19 protein-coding genes are annotated in these 14,513 nt (G+C 43.0%); 10 read left to right on the top strand and 9 right to left on the bottom strand.

Annotation, left to right across the window (positions count from 1 at the left end):
• Positions 1-18 precede the first annotated feature (18 nt).
• The 3 genes from AB4232_RS02830 to AB4232_RS02820 all read left to right on the top strand — a co-directional run bounded on the left by AB4232_RS02830 (position 19) and on the right by AB4232_RS02820 (position 1,835).
• Complete coding sequence (locus AB4232_RS02830; protein ID WP_372086088.1) at positions 19-594, top strand: TetR family transcriptional regulator; 576 nt, start codon at positions 19-21, stop codon at positions 592-594.
• 47 nt (positions 595-641) lie between these two features.
• Positions 642-995, top strand: a complete 354-nt coding sequence (locus tag AB4232_RS02825) for a DUF5329 family protein (protein ID WP_240797204.1) — start codon at positions 642-644, stop codon at positions 993-995.
• Positions 996-1,433: 438 nt separating this feature from the next.
• Positions 1,434-1,835 (top strand): ACT domain-containing protein, encoded by a 402-nt coding sequence (locus tag AB4232_RS02820; RefSeq protein ID WP_012604152.1) that lies wholly within the window; start codon positions 1,434-1,436, stop codon positions 1,833-1,835.
• Positions 1,836-1,941: 106 nt separating this feature from the next.
• Here the strand turns inward: AB4232_RS02820 and AB4232_RS02815 are convergent, their stop codons facing one another.
• The 3 genes from AB4232_RS02815 to AB4232_RS02805 all read right to left on the bottom strand — a co-directional run bounded on the left by AB4232_RS02815 (position 1,942) and on the right by AB4232_RS02805 (position 5,582).
• Positions 1,942-3,828, bottom strand: a complete 1,887-nt coding sequence (locus AB4232_RS02815) for a methyl-accepting chemotaxis protein (protein ID WP_102258553.1) — start codon at positions 3,826-3,828, stop codon at positions 1,942-1,944.
• 477 nt (positions 3,829-4,305) lie between these two features.
• Positions 4,306-4,974 carry a hypothetical protein gene (locus tag AB4232_RS02810; protein WP_372086084.1) on the bottom strand — a complete coding sequence of 223 codons (669 nt, stop codon included), beginning with the start codon at positions 4,972-4,974 and terminating at the stop codon, positions 4,306-4,308.
• Between the two features lie 92 nt (positions 4,975-5,066).
• Positions 5,067-5,582 (bottom strand): cytochrome c, encoded by a 516-nt coding sequence (locus AB4232_RS02805; RefSeq protein WP_135384428.1) that lies wholly within the window; start codon positions 5,580-5,582, stop codon positions 5,067-5,069.
• Positions 5,583-5,750: 168 nt separating this feature from the next.
• Between AB4232_RS02805 and AB4232_RS02800 the strand changes: the two genes are divergently transcribed.
• Positions 5,751-6,374 carry a cytochrome b/b6 domain-containing protein gene (locus AB4232_RS02800; RefSeq protein ID WP_102258555.1) on the top strand — a complete coding sequence of 208 codons (624 nt, stop codon included), beginning with the start codon at positions 5,751-5,753 and terminating at the stop codon, positions 6,372-6,374.
• An 86-nt stretch (positions 6,375-6,460) separates the two neighbouring features.
• Here AB4232_RS02800 and AB4232_RS02795 read toward each other — a convergent pair whose 3' ends face one another.
• Positions 6,461-7,177 (bottom strand): DUF1826 domain-containing protein, encoded by a 717-nt coding sequence (locus AB4232_RS02795; protein WP_135384506.1) that lies wholly within the window; start codon positions 7,175-7,177, stop codon positions 6,461-6,463.
• 346 nt (positions 7,178-7,523) lie between these two features.
• Here AB4232_RS02795 and AB4232_RS02790 point away from each other — a divergent pair, with 346 nt between their 5' ends.
• The 4 genes from AB4232_RS02790 (at position 7,524) to AB4232_RS02775 (ending at position 9,544) form a co-directional block, all read left to right on the top strand.
• On the top strand, positions 7,524-8,219 hold the full coding sequence (locus tag AB4232_RS02790) for a VC0807 family protein (RefSeq protein WP_017096977.1): 696 nt from the start codon (positions 7,524-7,526) through the stop codon (positions 8,217-8,219).
• A 358-nt stretch (positions 8,220-8,577) separates the two neighbouring features.
• Entirely contained in the window at positions 8,578-8,853 is a 276-nt protein-coding gene (locus AB4232_RS02785) for an HU family DNA-binding protein (RefSeq protein WP_009846966.1), read from the top strand.
• Positions 8,854-8,879: 26 nt separating this feature from the next.
• A complete protein-coding gene (locus tag AB4232_RS02780) occupies positions 8,880-9,023 on the top strand; it encodes a hypothetical protein (RefSeq protein ID WP_009846967.1) in 144 nt (47 codons plus the stop codon).
• 317 nt (positions 9,024-9,340) lie between these two features.
• Positions 9,341-9,544, top strand: a complete 204-nt coding sequence (locus tag AB4232_RS02775) for a hypothetical protein (RefSeq protein WP_012604160.1) — start codon at positions 9,341-9,343, stop codon at positions 9,542-9,544.
• Here the strand turns inward: AB4232_RS02775 and AB4232_RS02770 are convergent.
• A complete protein-coding gene (locus AB4232_RS02770) occupies positions 9,525-10,016 on the bottom strand; it encodes a PaaI family thioesterase (protein WP_135384429.1) in 492 nt (163 codons plus the stop codon). The two genes, AB4232_RS02775 and AB4232_RS02770, sit on opposite strands and share 20 nt — an antisense overlap.
• 44 nt (positions 10,017-10,060) lie before the next feature.
• Between AB4232_RS02770 and AB4232_RS02765 the strand changes: the two genes are divergently transcribed.
• On the top strand, positions 10,061-10,339 hold the full coding sequence (locus AB4232_RS02765; RefSeq protein ID WP_135384430.1) for a DUF134 domain-containing protein: 279 nt from the start codon (positions 10,061-10,063) through the stop codon (positions 10,337-10,339).
• Positions 10,340-10,403: 64 nt separating this feature from the next.
• Here AB4232_RS02765 and nqrM read toward each other — a convergent pair whose 3' ends face one another.
• The 4 genes from nqrM to AB4232_RS02745 form a co-directional block, all read right to left on the bottom strand.
• Positions 10,404-10,601 (bottom strand): (Na+)-NQR maturation NqrM, encoded by a 198-nt coding sequence (gene nqrM / locus AB4232_RS02760; protein ID WP_009846971.1) that lies wholly within the window; start codon positions 10,599-10,601, stop codon positions 10,404-10,406.
• Positions 10,598-11,044: a NifB/NifX family molybdenum-iron cluster-binding protein gene (locus AB4232_RS02755; RefSeq protein ID WP_372086080.1), complete on the bottom strand. Its 447-nt coding sequence runs from the start codon at positions 11,042-11,044 to the stop codon at positions 10,598-10,600. The genes nqrM and AB4232_RS02755 overlap by 4 nt, the downstream gene beginning before the upstream one ends.
• A gap of 279 nt (positions 11,045-11,323) precedes the next feature.
• Positions 11,324-12,721, bottom strand: coding sequence for a sensor histidine kinase (locus tag AB4232_RS02750; protein WP_372086078.1), 1,398 nt, complete (start codon positions 12,719-12,721; stop codon positions 11,324-11,326).
• The gene (locus tag AB4232_RS02745) at positions 12,705-13,379 is read right to left on the bottom strand and encodes a response regulator transcription factor (RefSeq protein ID WP_009846974.1); all 675 of its coding nucleotides are present in this window, start codon (positions 13,377-13,379) and stop codon (positions 12,705-12,707) included. Before AB4232_RS02745 ends, AB4232_RS02750 begins: the two co-directional genes overlap by 17 nt.
• Before the next feature lie 244 nt (positions 13,380-13,623).
• On the opposite strand from AB4232_RS02745, the gene AB4232_RS02740 reads away from it, so the two are divergent.
• Positions 13,624-14,121 (top strand): heme-binding protein, encoded by a 498-nt coding sequence (locus AB4232_RS02740; RefSeq protein ID WP_372086076.1) that lies wholly within the window; start codon positions 13,624-13,626, stop codon positions 14,119-14,121.
• The last annotated feature ends 392 nt before the right edge of the window (positions 14,122-14,513 follow it).

Below are 14,513 nucleotides of genomic sequence, written 5' to 3'. Positions count from 1 at the left end.
ATTTATTGGTAGTGAATAATGCTTACTAAAGAAAAAATATTAGATGCATCTGAAATCGTTTTACGTAAGTTCGGTCCTAGAAAAACGACCGTTGTTGACGTAGCTCGAGCCCTTGATGTGAGTCACGGAACGGTATACCGACACTTTGCAACTAAAGCAGAACTGCATGAAGCCATAACATTAAGATGGCTGGATCGTGTCACCGCACCATTAACTGAGATCACAAATAGACCGGAAAGCGCATCACTAAGGCTTCGAGAGTGGTTTGAGGCGTTAACGGCCATTAAAAGAAGAATTTTTATTGGTGAGCCTGAGTTGTTTGAATCATATTCATCACTAACACAACAAACACCCGAGCACGTAAAATCAAAACACATCAATCATCTGTTGCAGCAAGTTGAGTCGATTTTGAATGATGGCGTTAGAGAAGGTGTCTTTGAAATTGAGGATTGTACTATCACTGCACGCTGCTTCTTTTTTGGTACCGTGCGTTACCACCACCCACTTCATTCACCAGAATGGAAGAGCGACACCATTGAACAAGAATTTACACAGCTTTTTTCTTTGTTAGAAAAAGCCATCTATAAACACTGATTCCTAATCGTTTTTTGAAATAGCCGATTAGATGGGAGAGGATGATTATGAAGCGTACACTGTTTCTATGTGGGTTAATGGCTAGCCAATTACTATCGCTGAATCTCGCATTCGCCTCTCCTCAACAAGAGATTGACCATCTGCTTACCTTTGTTGAATCAACGCAGTGCAAATATGAGCGAAATGGTACAATCCACACCGGGCCAGAAGCGGCCGCACATATAAAAAAGAAAGCTGATTATTACGCCGACGAGATTGAGTCTGCTGAAGATTTCATCGCGTATTCAGCAACAAAAAGTATGTTGAGTGGGCGCCATTACCAAGTTCACTGTGAAGGCAAAACATCGGTTAGTAGTGAAGTTTGGCTAAAATCCGAACTTGATGACTTTCGGTCTCGCTAACTTTTTAGCTTACTTACTCTCTAATGTTCAGCCCTGCTAACTTACTGCCCTGCTAAATAGTAAACAACAAAGTGCCAAACAAAAAAAGAGCCCCTAAGCTGGAGCTCTTTTCGTTTTTTGATACTTCCTGTATCCATAGACAAGTCCAATCTGTAGTACTTTCACTGAAAGCCAGATCATCGATATCTCCAGTTGTGTATCAACTTAAATGTAACACAATCTCCAGGCTTTTCTAAAACACAACAGAGATAATGAGTTTAGTCCCACTCCATCTCACCACTCAGCACTTGTTCGATGTCATCAAGATGGAAGGAATCTCGACATTAACGATACTGATGTGGAATAAGTATTATTAATTTTACTTATGCAGAACCAAATTCTATCTTGGCTGCATTATCCAACACCATAAACAAACGCGATTACGCAGGGAAAAAGACGATGACCGCCATTACCGATTTAGACATTCTGCTAAAGTCCATGTCACCAGAGCTCATTGAAGGTGATTATGTTTTTTGTACTGTAGACGGGGGATTGGGAGATTATGTTCAACTCGAACCAATCGCGACCTTTCGTGAAAAGGAAAGTTTAACACTGGTTCTTGAAGAAGGCGTTGCGACCAAAGCTCAGTTAGACTTCGACGGTGTATTTAGCCTGATAACTTTATCGGTCCACTCGAGTCTTGAAGCGGTTGGATTAACAGCGGCTTTTGCCACCAAGCTAGGTTCATACGGCATTAGCGCCAACGTAATTGCTGGTTATTACCATGACCATATCTTCGTTCAGAAAGAGAAAGCAGAAGCTGCAATGAGTGCGCTGAAAGAGTTTTCAGAAACTGATTAATAAATAATTTGATTACTCACAAATACAAAAAAAGCGACGTAATTTACGTCGCTTTGACTTATTGCTTAACAATCACGCACTGATCAGGCATCAGTGAGTGACACAGTTAAGCAAGCTTAAAAGTCGCCACTTTGTCGCTTAAACCAGCGGCTTGACTCTTAAGTTCGTTCGACTCAGTTAAGCTATCCTGCGCGCCCACAACTAAGTGGTCGGTAACATCTTTAATGGTCGTAATGTTCTGAGTAATTTCACCCGTCACGTGCGTTTGCTCTTCTGCTGCGGTAGCAATTTGAGTCGCCATATCACTAATCAAAGCCACCGCTGTGTTGATCTCTTCTAGCGCATGTGAAGCTCGGTCGGCATCTTCGACGGAATGTATTGCCAGTTTCGAGCTGCTCTCCATAAGATCAACCGCTTGAGCCGTTGTGCGTTGTAAAACATCAATCGTTGACTTTATCTCTTCTGTTGAAGAGTGAGTTCGTTGAGAAAGCACACGTACTTCATCTGCAACTACAGCAAAACCACGACCTTGTTCACCAGCACGCGCCGCTTCAATCGCAGCATTCAAAGCAAGCAAGTTAGTTTGCTCTGCAATACCTTGAATCGTAGCAAGTACCGTCGAAATCTCTTGAGCATGCTTGTTTAGCTCACTGATCACATTACCTGCTTCATTCACTTCATTGGCAAGGTTATTGATAGAACCTTTGGTATCGACAACCAGGGCGTGACCGCTATTAGTGCTTGTCGCAGAGTCTTGTGCCGCTTTTGCGGTTTGCTCAGCATGCGATGCAATCTCTTGCGTTGCACTCGCCATTTCCGTTACAGCCGTCGCCACCATGGTGATCTCTTGCTGTTGATGATTAAGCTCATCCACCGAACGATTCGCTCGCTGAGTACTTTTCTCTGACTGGCTGTTAAGCTGCTCTGATTGCCCACGAATATGACCAATCAACTGCTGTAAACTTCCTACAAAAGTGTTGAAGTTCTGTGCTAGTTCTCCTACTTCATCTTGGTTCTCAACATGAATACGCTGAGTTAAATCACCACTACCATTAGCGATCTGCGCCAATGCTTGAGACACATGGTTCAACGGACGGAACAGAATAGTACACAGCAGGTTAAACAATATGGTACATACAATCACAACCAACAGTGTCACCAACACTTGACCGATCACCGCATCAAATAACGGTGCAACCAAAGAGTCATGATTAACAACACTGATAGTAATCAGGCTTGTACCATCAATCGCACGTGCGTACAGAACATAGTCGCTGCCATTTAACTCGATAGCCGTGTCTTTACCGCTAGTCAGTGCCTTCTGTACATCAGAAAAATCTAGCCCTAGCGAGCTAATGTTCTCATTCAGCAACTTTGTATCAGCGTGCGTGTAAACCGTGCCTTTGTTGGTCGCGATAAACATGTAGCCTTCGCCTGGAAGAATCACTTTTTCAAGGCTGTTTAGAATGTCGGTAATTTCTACATCAGCACCTAAAACGACCTGCTGGCCATGCAGTTGCATTGCAGTACCCAACGACACAACGTTCGCCCCAGTTGCCGCGGCAACCGTTGGGTTATCCATGAACACCTTACTTGGGTTCGAAACCGCATTGGTGTACCAACCCCATACGCGTGGATCATCATTGCCCGGTGGCAACACTACGCCATTCGCATTTTTTTGCGAGCCATCAGGGAACGCTAAGAACACATTATCAAACGAGCCTGAATCACGAACCTGCTTCAGGTGAGTGACCAAGCTTTCTTGTTGTGACTCCTTCGAAAGTGAAGTAAGCGCACGCTCTTTGGATAAGATCCAATCCGATACATATTGATTGTAAGAAGCTGACGCACCTTCTAAGCGCTGTTCAACTTCAATATCCAACCGTTGCAATGAAGCACGAAAAGACAATACCTCGACCAAAATCCCCCCCAGGATAATGGCCATGCTAGCAGAGATCGCCAGCTTATTTTTAAGCGAGAGTTTCTTGAACATAGGAAACCTATAATTTGGAAGTAAAAACCGCGGTGACAAATTTGTCACCAACACAGTTTGCAAGCACCATTTATTTTACGCTTTAAAATAAATTAATAAACCATCCAAGGTTAATATCAGCAATATATGTGAGTGGGGGCACGCATAGCGAGACATTCACCAAGTAAATTATTGATTGTATGAGAAATCATACCGAACAGCCTGTTGGAGGGCAATTAAGTTAAATACGCTCAACATAGTGTTGTTACCTAGACGAAAAATAGAAAAGGACCCAACACATAACGTTCAGCCCTTTATTTCTCGTCATTTAAACCCAACGGCATTCTTATTTCTTTCAGATCAACACTTATATTCGATTACTTAGATCTCACCGAAATTGGGGTTAGTTAATAATCGATTTAATTACTTTACTAACTATTAGTTTTGTCAGTTATTGTATTTTCACTTACCCAATACTAACTCAATAACCAACGACTACTAGTTGTTCGTCACAGACAGTTTGTAGCCCAAATGTTGAACATTCACATCAGCGTAGCCTAGAGCAACGGCCTCGAATTGGTGACTAAGCTCTTTTGCATGCTGCGCATCCTTAGCAATAAAAGAAACCGAATACACAGGTCGAACAACATTGTTCTCCAGTTCTTGTGTATCGAGATAAGAAGACGTGACAAGTCCTGCTTGGTTAAGGCTGATCACTCGTTGTAAATCAATACTAAGCACACGATCGATCTCAAGGGCTTCAATCCCCTGCTTCCATGTCATTGTAACGCCGTAGTTATTGTAATCTGGCGTATTGTCTAACCATTTAGAGCCCAGCGGAATAATTTTGGCGATGTTGACCAAGTCCTTCTTATAGAGAGGTAAATGAGCCAGCTTATCTTGCACTTGCTGTGGGTCATTCGCTTCAATAACAAAACGCAGTAATTGCACTGAACGGCCATCAATCTCACTATGTGATACATACATATCCTTTATTTCACCTTGCTCAATTAGCTTACTGAATTGAGCTTTTTGCTCCGGCATGTTGTCGAGTACTTCTTCTAAGTTGTTTGTATTCCACTTAAGTTCAACGGCATAGTCTGCTGCGTTTGTGAAAGCAGAAAACATGATTGAAACGGCTAGTGTTATAAACACACTCATTTTCATATTTTGTTCCTTTTTGGCTAAATAGTTTTAACTGGTTAAATGGGGTTAGTTAGTTAGTTAGTTAGTTAGTTAATTGAGCGAACTGAATGTTATTACCAACGTGAGCGATATGAACGATGGCAACTTTTGCAAGTCGCCTGCGCTGCTTCTAATCCTGATTCCACCAGTGATACATCACCTTGTTGGCTACCTTGATAGAGTTCTTGGAACCCTTGATTCATTTGACTTAGTAGTCGTTCGAATTTTTCAGGCTCACTCCACACACTCTCTTTAGCTTTACTTCCCTCTTGGCTGCCCACCGGAAATGACGTCAGTAACAATTCGCTATGAGCTGTTAACTCTAAACTCGTTTCTTCTAATACCTGCCAACTCGTATCGTTGCCATCTAATAAGTCTTTGGCTTGCTCAATCAAAGTTTCAACTTGTGTAAATGCGTATTGGCGCTGTTCAATTTGATTCGAATGATCTTGTGATGCCCAAGCGTGGGTACTAAGTAAAACGGTTGTAGTGCACAGTAGGCTCACCAATCTCTTGTGAATCATTCTCTTGTTCATATTGATCTCTCCTCGCTTCATATAGCTTTTGTTGTCTGGTTTCGATACAGACATCGATGATTCGTTTCGGTGTTCCGTTTTGCTCTGATGTCTGTGTTTCTTTGATGCCTGTGTTTCCTTGATAAAGTCAATTTACACAGCAATAGTTGCAATTGCAACTATTGCTGTGTAAATTACTGTAAAGCGAACAGAGATTAAATAAACAAAAGAGAGAGTGAAACTATGAAGATTTGGGATCTATCAACTCGCCTATACCATTGGACGCAAGCGGCGCTTTTCATGGGGTTAATGGCATCGGGCATTTCAGGTAATGGACCCCACGTTCAACTTGGGCTAGCACTTATGACATTAATCGTTTGGCGATTGGTCTGGGGTTGGGTGGGTAGCGAAACGAGCCGGTTCAGACAGTTTTTACGATCACCTAAATCAGTAGTTCGTTATTTATTAGGAAAAGAAAAAGAAAAGCCAGGCCATAATCCTGCTGGCGGTTGGATGGTTGTTACACTGTTATCAGCTTTAACTATTCAGTGTGTTTCTGGTTTAGCCTTAGCAGGGCTTCTTGATCACTTACCCTATGCAAATATCTGGTTGAATGACTCCGTATTTTCATTATTAGAAAACATTCACCTCACTATGATAAAAGTACTTCCAACTCTGATTGCGGTACACGTCCTTGCCGTTTTGTTCTATAAATTACGCTCAAAACCATTAACTTGGGCAATGGTCACTGGCTTCCAAACAAAAATCGAACTTAATGGCAGTGTTGCGTTTGTTTCTCAATGGCGTGCGTTAGGCGTACTAGCTTTAGCGGCGCTGCTCATCATTATGCTGACAGTGTTGGCGTAAATTAATAGGTTTGACGAGTATAAAACCGGATGTACAAAAGGGGTAAGCCGACGACTTCTAAAAATCGTCTCGCGACTAGAGCGCGACTAACCAAAATCTAACGTCAGCAACAATCGCGTCTCGTTAAATGAAGTTACGGGTGAGCAATGCACCAGACCCGCGTTTTCGTTGCCACTCCATCGCTCCCCTTTAAGCAATGCCACATCACCACTCGAAAGTTGCTCGATATCCGACTCATGACTGTACAAGCCTGACTCTGAATCTGGCTTTCCGTTACTCCCTCTTCCTAGCTTCGTACGGTCGACCAAGTCGTTTGGCAGCCATTGAGTGGCAACACCATGATAGGTAGTCACTAAACGGCAAGGGACTTGGTCAACATGGAAGCGTGGACACATCGCTTTATTCAGAACCGCTAAACGGAGCCCTACTTCTTCAAGATCAAACAAACAACAGAACATATCCACCAGCTCTACCATGTTTTCTAGTAGTGCTTTAGATGCGGTTTCGTCGGTAGCAAACTCCAATTTCTCATAGGCGTTGTCTGGAGACAGGCTCATAGATTTACTGAAGTTTGGATTCAAGGCGATAAATTCACTGATTGCCATTGTTAAATCTTCATCAAATGTACGCTGCCAAATCGCAATATTGACATTGCTTTGATAGATGTCTGCCAGCACCGTTGGCTGCTCAGAAGCGCTATAGCATGGAGCATGATTCGCATGAACCTTGATACTTGCAGTAGAACCAATGTTAAGTGGCTGATTATTATCGGTTTTCACAGGTTTCGTTAACACGGCATTCATTACATCATCTCCTTGATACATGCTTGTTGTTTTCCTCTTACCGATACGAACGTTATTCTCAGTAAGAGTGATATTTTAGTTATGTTATAACATAACTAAAATATCACAAGCAACTTGGCATACATGTTTTCAATTATATGGATATGCGTTTGCAGCCTTAGGTAACTTGATGAATGTGGATCACTGCAGAAAAACGCGAAAGTGTTGAATTACGCGTTCTATAAGTTCAGAGATGTCGTTGATGTCACATGTCGTTACACAGCATGACGTCTTAAGGCTTTACATCTTGAGCGAGGTAAACAACAATCCCTGAGAATAAATCCATAACATAATGTATTTAGAAATTATGAGCAGCACAGAAAACAAAAAATCGAGTCCTCTTTTCGAAGTCGTATTTAACGTCTTTCTTCCTTCATTCATCTTAATGAAGTTCAGTGGAGAGGAACACCTAGGAACTGGCTTAGCACTACTTGTCGCGCTTGCCTTCCCTATTGCTTACGGTGGTATGGAGTTAGTCCGCAACAAGAAGTTTAACTTCATCGCGGCACTTGGCTTTGTCAGCGTATTATTAACCGGCGGTATCGGCTTCTTCGAACTTGATACTCGTTGGTTAGCATTAAAAGAAGCATTAATACCCGGCCTAATTGGTTTAGCGGTTCTTGGCTCAACCTTCACTCGCTACCCGTTTATCCAAAAAGTTATCTTCACGCCTGCACTGTTAAACATATCTCTAATCGAAGAGCGTTTAAGAGAGTTTGGTAACCAAGCAGAGTTTAATCGTTGCCTAATGAAGTCAAACTACCTATTCGCTAGTACCTTCGCATTTTCTTCTGCGATGAACTACTTTCTAGCGACTTGGATTGTGACTAGCCCAGCAGGTACTGCAGCTTTTAATGAAGAATTGGGTAAGTTGACACTTTACAGCTACCCGGCCATCGCTATACCAAGTATGTTGATGATGTTAGGTATCTTCTACTACATTTGGCGCCAAGTTCGCTCGATGACTTCGCTAAAAACGGAACAGATCTTTATTACTAAATAATTTTCGTTGCGTTAGCTCCGAGTACAAAACCGCTTCAAAAAAGCATGAGCCCAGCACACACGCTGGGCTTTTTTGTCTGTTCTACATACAGCAAAATATTAACTTTCAATTGATATCATGAATTAATTTAAACAAAACGATGTTCATTTTCATGACTCACTGTCCATAACTGGCCGAAAACAAGTAATAGTCAATGATTTGCATTGAATGAGGCGTGATATGTTTTTATAATCAACTTCGTTTGTTACTTTACAAAGTTCAATCCTAGCAATGACATAACTTCAGTTCATATTGGTCATATTTAACCACTAGTTTGCAAAAACCAAACGCCAGACGAACTCGACAAGGAATTTAAAACATGAACAAATCTCAATTAGTTGAACACATCGCAACTTCTGCTGACATCTCAAAAGAGCAAGCAGGCACAGCACTCAATGCACTCGTTGAAGGCATCTCGACTACGCTTGCTAATGGCGACGATGTATCTATCCTTGGATTTGGTAGCTTTAAAGTGAATAGCCGCGCTGCTCGCACTGGTCGCAATCCAAGAACTGGAGAAGAGATTCAAATCTCAGCGTCAAAAACACCAGCATTTAAAGCAGGTAAAGCACTAAAAGAGACATGCAACCTGTAAGATAGAAAATACAAGGAAGGTTACCGATGACAACTAAGGAAAAAACAAAAACGAGCCGCAGTAAAAAAGCCGGCAAGTCAACCAAAGCACAAGCTGAAGGGCCTAAGGCTCGTCAACGCATTGAAGAGCTTCTCGAAGAGCGTGAATTAGCCAAACTGTTAGAGCTTTAGTTTGTATTCGAGCTGTAATTAAAGATTTACATGATGGTTTGTTGTCATTCAAATGCCACTGCAGATTTGCGGTGGCATTTTAGTTTGAAGAACAAGCCCTAGCGCATCACTCTTCTTCCCCCTTTCAATCCCCTCTTCACTTTTAATCCCCCTCGCTTTCAAAAACGAAACTTTAGCTTACTGGCTTTAAGCTGATATCGCGTTGACGACCATGCTTAAGAAGCGCATGATTTTATTTCGAGCAGAATAGTTTTTTGGCCGTGTAGCCCACCCCATAATTGTTTCTGTGCAACGTACCCTATTGAACGGCAGGTCACATGAATAAAATTGTTATGTTAGTAATGGGGCTGCTTTTTACCAGTCGATTGTTCGCTAGTATTGTGCCGCATGTTAGTCAACTTGAGCATGATGCACCTATTCTACTTCGCTCAGCGTTGATCGTAGGTGTTTCGGCTTATGCCGTCTGGACAGCGTTCAAATACTTCAAAAAGAACAAAGCTTCTAGTTCAGATCAAATCTAGGCGGTGCTGACATGAACTGACTCTTTGCCGACGAACATAACTTCCCGCCCTGCGTAATTTGGCTTTCGAGGAAATAAAGATTACGTCTGCTTTTCACCCATTGAGCGCGAATTTCGAGTTCCTGACCAATGGCGATTGGATGGTGAAAGCGAGAAGTTAAACTCACCGTCATCGCATTGATATTGTTATGGAACAAGCAATACAACATCGCGCTGTCGTGTAACGCAGTAACAATACCCCCCTGCATAATACCGTCGTAGCCCTCAGCTTTATCTGTTGGTACAATCTTGGCTATAGCTTCATACTTAGTTAAATTTTCATGCTTAACTGGCGTTTCATGCTTAGCTAGCGTTTCGTACTGAGCCAAAGTCTCGCCTTCACCAACAGCTTCAAAACAAATGGGGCTGTCTGTGAAAAAACCTTGGCTGCACACTTGGCAACGGCGATGGTTGTGAGGAATGAAAACCTTCATACTTACCCTTATTCCTGTGAACCCTTAGATTCCTAGAGATTGATATGGCTCGACCAAAAAAACATCGTCAATTATGTACCCGTGCGGCTTACTCATGTTTTAAGCCTAATGGCGTTCCTATGGGCCAGCTTCATAAAGAAGAACTGCTATTAGAAGAGTTGGAAGCCTTACGCTTAGCTGATCAAGAAGGATTGAGCCAGCTTGAAGCCGCCGAGCAGATGCAGGTGTCTCGCCAAACGTTCGGCAACATCATCAAGCGTGCAAGAGCCAAAGTCGCCAAGTGCATCGTCAACGGCCATGCGTTGGTGATTCAAGGCAGTTAATTCACGTGTTAGCCAGAAGTTATTTAACTCAGCGAGCGAGAACTCTTGATACTTAACTTGATACTTAGCTTGATGGCTCAGTAATCTGATACAACTTTCGGCTTTGCCCTTCACACACATCCTTGCAATTGCATTCGCGCTCAATGTCTAACTGTGCGAGTCCTCCACAACTGCCTTTGATTGGCTTGCGCGAAAAAATCACGCCTATCGCCATCAGTGTAACGACTCCGACAAACCCCAATAGCGTCAACAAAAAGGTCATTTACGGAACCCTCGAATAGCGCCTAGCTGATTAGGCTGTGCCATTAAAATCGAAGCTTGTTTTTTGTGCCCTTTCTCGCCGCACGTTTTATTGCTACACCCGCTATTTCGCGACTCGCGACCATAATCGAGGTCGGTTACTTCTTGTAGATTGCTGAAATCCAGAGTGGTAACTTCCGCCTTTGTTTTAGATGCAAAAACGCGAACATCATGATTGAACAAGTGCGACAGCATTTTCTTACCGATGTTACGAACCACAACAGCTTTCACATCATAAGATTTAACGACGGACATCCATTGCTTCTTCTTATTGCACGGACTGTCTGACTCAACCAAAGGAATAAGATGCTTTATTTGTTGTTGCTCATCGACAATCGCGATCTGTGGAGAACGGGCAAAATGGTTGCCGACATGAAGGTCACGACAAGGTATTGCGTATAACATGGTAACTTCCTGTTATTGATGATCAGGAATTCAGAATACGCCCCATTACTGGCATATGCCAATAACTATCATGTGGAAAATAAGATTTACTGGATCGATAGCTAAGATCAAAAGCTACAAGCTACAAGCAGCCAATAGGGTTGGCGCAGGTTACTCTACCTCCCGAACCTGTTCATGGAGAACCTCCCTTCCCCAAAACAAGAATGCCCCACTAGTGCGGGGCATTCTTTGTGCGTAAGAGTTGAAATTTCAAAGACGAAGTGACGATATAAATCGTTGTTACAACGAAAGAGTAAAAGTACTTCCCACACCCAATTCAGATTCAACGACTAGCGTTCCTTCTAGATTCTCGACCATGGCAAGCGCTAAAGATAATCCAAGACCATACCCCTCGATATTGCTGCGGCTGCTGTCGACTCGGTAAAGTCGGTCAAAAATCAAGTCCTGATATTTCTGTTCAATGCCCACACCGGTGTCCTGGATACTTATCTCGACCTTACCTTCGGTGCTTTGCTCCGCTTTGACCGTCACTCTTCCTTCGGGCTCGGTGTACTTAATCGCGTTATCAACAAGATTAACCAACACCTGAGTCAACTTATCAGGGTCTGACTGAATCGCAAGACCATCAGCGCTCTCAACCACCAGCTCGATTCGTTTGTCCTCTGCAACATCTTCATACCAGCTCACCACATTGCTAATCACGTCAGAGACCTGAGTCGGCACTTTCTGTGGTATGCGCTTTCCGGTCAGCTCGTCGTTCAACTTCATCAAGGCGGTTAACATATTGCTTGCCTGCATGGCGTGTTCAGAACAATCTGCCAATGCGTCTTTCATCGCTTGTTGGTCGGCGTTATTGAGCAATGCCGTTTGGGAGGCTAACGTAATACGCGACAAAGGAGTTCGAATATCATGAGCGATCGCATCGACGGTCGTATTCAAGGTTGTCGTCACGTGCTGTAACTTGGCAACCGCAGTATGGACACTAGAGCTGATCACGTTGAGCCCTTGCGCTAAATCAGATTCGGCTTCATTTTTAGTGCTAGGAAATTCTAACTGCCCTTTTTTCAGCTTATCGAGCAGGTCGCCAAAGGTCACTAACGGAGACATCGCACTCTGGATGATGTTACGAGTGAATACTGCGGTCACAGCCACGAGAGCAAGCAACGCATATAAGGTCATTAGCCATTGATTGTAGGCGATAAAGTCTCTTGCTCGGTTATCCAAAACCAACCAGAAATCATACTGCTCCCCTTCAATAGGTAACGACATATAGGGACTAAAGATGAAGCTCTCTAGCCATGAACGATTGTCATCAATTTGGAAGTTAGAAAAAGGCTGTGCTGTTGATAAATGTTGAACACCAGCGATAAACACGCCATCAGATGAAGCGCCCTTCTCAAGCTTATACGCCGCAATGTTGTTTTCGAGTAGCCGATGAGGATTCGCCTCTAAAACATGAATCAATCGCTCACTCGAATCGTAAGTCAAAATACGCTGATACTCGGTCGACATAGACGTAAGGATCTTCTTTTCCGTTTGGTAAAGGTCGAAAAAGAAGATCGCCCCAACAATCAGTTCCACCAGCAGCAAGCAGAGCAGTAAAGTCGACATAAAGCGAACCAACAAATGTCTCTGCGCTTTAGCAAGCGCCTGTTCAATACTACGACTTGAGGACATAGCCAACACCTCGAAGTGTGTGAATTAACGGCTTAGAAAAACCCTTATCAACTTTGCTGCGAAGCCTACAAACCAAAACATCGACCACGTTGGTTTGCGGATCAAACTGATGCCCCCAAACATGCTCAAGAATCGCCGTTTTCGACATCACAGCCTCTCGGTTTTCGAGCAGTAATTTCATCAACATAAACTCGCGCTGATTAATGGTGATCGTTTGTTGATCTCTTTGCAGCGTGTGTTTAAGTAGGTCTAAGCTAAGCGGGCCGTAATGCAATTCTAATGGCTGAGTTGTCGGTTGCTTACCTCGACGCACCAAGGTTTGGCAACGAGCCAATAACTCAGGAAATGCAAAAGGTTTTACCAAATAATCATCAGCACCTGACTGTAGCCCTTGCACTCGTTCTTCCACTGAGTGTTTGGCACTTAATATGATGACGGGCGTCGCGTAGCCTTGCCCTCTGAGTTCAGCCAACACTTCAAACCCATCTTTCTTTGGCAACATGATATCGAGAATGATCACGTCATACTCTTCGGTTACGGCCTCGTGTAATCCATCAACACCATCTGTTGCGTGTGTCACCGTTATCCCTTCTTGCTGAAAACCATTCACCAAAAATCTCGCGATATGAATGTCATCTTCAATCAATAGTATTTTCATTAACGTCCGTTTATTTATTTGCCGTGGTCTTAATACACTCTATCAATATCCTTTCTCGAATATAACCAACATTGCAACTTTGTAATGTTCAAGAAAGCCAGTCGTAATCATGCATTCGTTAGTATGAACCAGTTGATTAAAAACACCCTTTCTAAACAAACAAAAAATAGAATTCGGAATTTGAAAAACGAATATTTTTTGAAAACAGATTCTTTTTGAAAACAGATGCTTTAACGGAGTAAACATGAAAACGACAAAACTAACAGTACTAGCAGCAACCCTTGGTTTCCTTAGCCTTTCTCACAATGCAATGGCAGCAGAAACACAAACGGTCTCTTTCACTCAAATATCATCAGAAGCGGCCTTCAAGCTTGCCCATGAAGCCGTTAATCAATGTGAAGCCGATGGCTACAAGGTTTCTGCGACTGTTGTCGACTTGTCGGGCAATGTGATTGCTCAACTACGTTCTGACGGCGCAGGCATCCACACTCTTGATAGCTCACGCAAAAAAGCGTTCACAGTGGCAAGCATGAAGCAGCCGTCAGGTAACCTGATGAAACTCATCGCCGAAAAACCTATCATGCAACCCTTGCAGAATATGGACGACAACTTGTTATTCCTGGCGGGTGGTGTTCCGGTACAACTGAACAATGCCATGATAGGCGCGATTGGTGTGGGTGGCGCTCCGGGTGGCCACTTAGATGTCGCTTGTGCTGAAAAAGCGATTAAGAAGTTTTTCTAAGAAAACCCATTAACAGAAAACTAATTGGCTAGCCCTATTTGATGATACGCTAGCCTCTAAATACCTCGCACTTGCGGGGTAATTTGTTATAAGAACAACATTTCATCTGATAGAACAGTAAGCGGTCTAACATCATTCATTTAATATAGAAACGTATAGAACAGCTGTTACTTTGGGTTAAAATTACAACAACGAAAAAAGAAAAGCCGTGAGTATAGGAAGACTGGGGTCGCCAAGTTGGTGTCGCATGAAGTCGGTATCTAAAGCGCAATACAATGAATGGAGCAACAAGGTTACTTAAAATAGCTATGAGACATGACAGCTTGTCGCGGGGCGACCACTTAGCTACAGCGTAACAATTTAGCTATCATGCGAGTAAACGCATTCAGTAT

The organism is Vibrio sp. 10N.286.46.A8 (assembly GCF_041470165.1).
Classification (GTDB): domain Bacteria; phylum Pseudomonadota; class Gammaproteobacteria; order Enterobacterales; family Vibrionaceae; genus Vibrio; species Vibrio tasmaniensis_A.
Note: the sequence above shows the minus strand (reverse complement) of the source record. Positions and strands in the feature narration are given on the sequence as shown.

Excerpts from the sequence above, each read along its gene's own strand:
- AB4232_RS02780 (WP_009846967.1), top strand. The coding sequence starts at position 8,880 with ATGACAACTAAGGAAAAAACAAAAACGAGCCGCAGTAAAAAAGCCGGC.
- AB4232_RS02820 (WP_012604152.1), top strand. The coding sequence starts at position 1,434 with ATGACCGCCATTACCGATTTAGACATTCTGCTAAAGTCCATGTCACCA.
- AB4232_RS02825 (WP_240797204.1), top strand. The coding sequence starts at position 642 with ATGAAGCGTACACTGTTTCTATGTGGGTTAATGGCTAGCCAATTACTA.
- AB4232_RS02805 (WP_135384428.1), bottom strand. The coding sequence starts at position 5,582 with ATGTCTGTATCGAAACCAGACAACAAAAGCTATATGAAGCGAGGAGAG.
- AB4232_RS02790 (WP_017096977.1), top strand. The coding sequence starts at position 7,524 with ATGAGCAGCACAGAAAACAAAAAATCGAGTCCTCTTTTCGAAGTCGTA.
- AB4232_RS02815 (WP_102258553.1), bottom strand. The coding sequence starts at position 3,828 with ATGTTCAAGAAACTCTCGCTTAAAAATAAGCTGGCGATCTCTGCTAGC.
- AB4232_RS02785 (WP_009846966.1), top strand. The coding sequence starts at position 8,578 with ATGAACAAATCTCAATTAGTTGAACACATCGCAACTTCTGCTGACATC.
- AB4232_RS02745 (WP_009846974.1), bottom strand. The coding sequence starts at position 13,379 with ATGAAAATACTATTGATTGAAGATGACATTCATATCGCGAGATTTTTG.
- AB4232_RS02770 (WP_135384429.1), bottom strand. The coding sequence starts at position 10,016 with ATGAAGGTTTTCATTCCTCACAACCATCGCCGTTGCCAAGTGTGCAGC.
- AB4232_RS02755 (WP_372086080.1), bottom strand. The coding sequence starts at position 11,044 with ATGTTATACGCAATACCTTGTCGTGACCTTCATGTCGGCAACCATTTT.
- AB4232_RS02800 (WP_102258555.1), top strand. The coding sequence starts at position 5,751 with ATGAAGATTTGGGATCTATCAACTCGCCTATACCATTGGACGCAAGCG.
- AB4232_RS02830 (WP_372086088.1), top strand. The coding sequence starts at position 19 with ATGCTTACTAAAGAAAAAATATTAGATGCATCTGAAATCGTTTTACGT.
- AB4232_RS02795 (WP_135384506.1), bottom strand. The coding sequence starts at position 7,177 with ATGAATGCCGTGTTAACGAAACCTGTGAAAACCGATAATAATCAGCCA.
- AB4232_RS02740 (WP_372086076.1), top strand. The coding sequence starts at position 13,624 with ATGAAAACGACAAAACTAACAGTACTAGCAGCAACCCTTGGTTTCCTT.
- nqrM (WP_009846971.1), bottom strand. The coding sequence starts at position 10,601 with ATGACCTTTTTGTTGACGCTATTGGGGTTTGTCGGAGTCGTTACACTG.
- AB4232_RS02765 (WP_135384430.1), top strand. The coding sequence starts at position 10,061 with ATGGCTCGACCAAAAAAACATCGTCAATTATGTACCCGTGCGGCTTAC.
- AB4232_RS02750 (WP_372086078.1), bottom strand. The coding sequence starts at position 12,721 with ATGTCCTCAAGTCGTAGTATTGAACAGGCGCTTGCTAAAGCGCAGAGA.
- AB4232_RS02775 (WP_012604160.1), top strand. The coding sequence starts at position 9,341 with ATGAATAAAATTGTTATGTTAGTAATGGGGCTGCTTTTTACCAGTCGA.
- AB4232_RS02810 (WP_372086084.1), bottom strand. The coding sequence starts at position 4,974 with ATGAAAATGAGTGTGTTTATAACACTAGCCGTTTCAATCATGTTTTCT.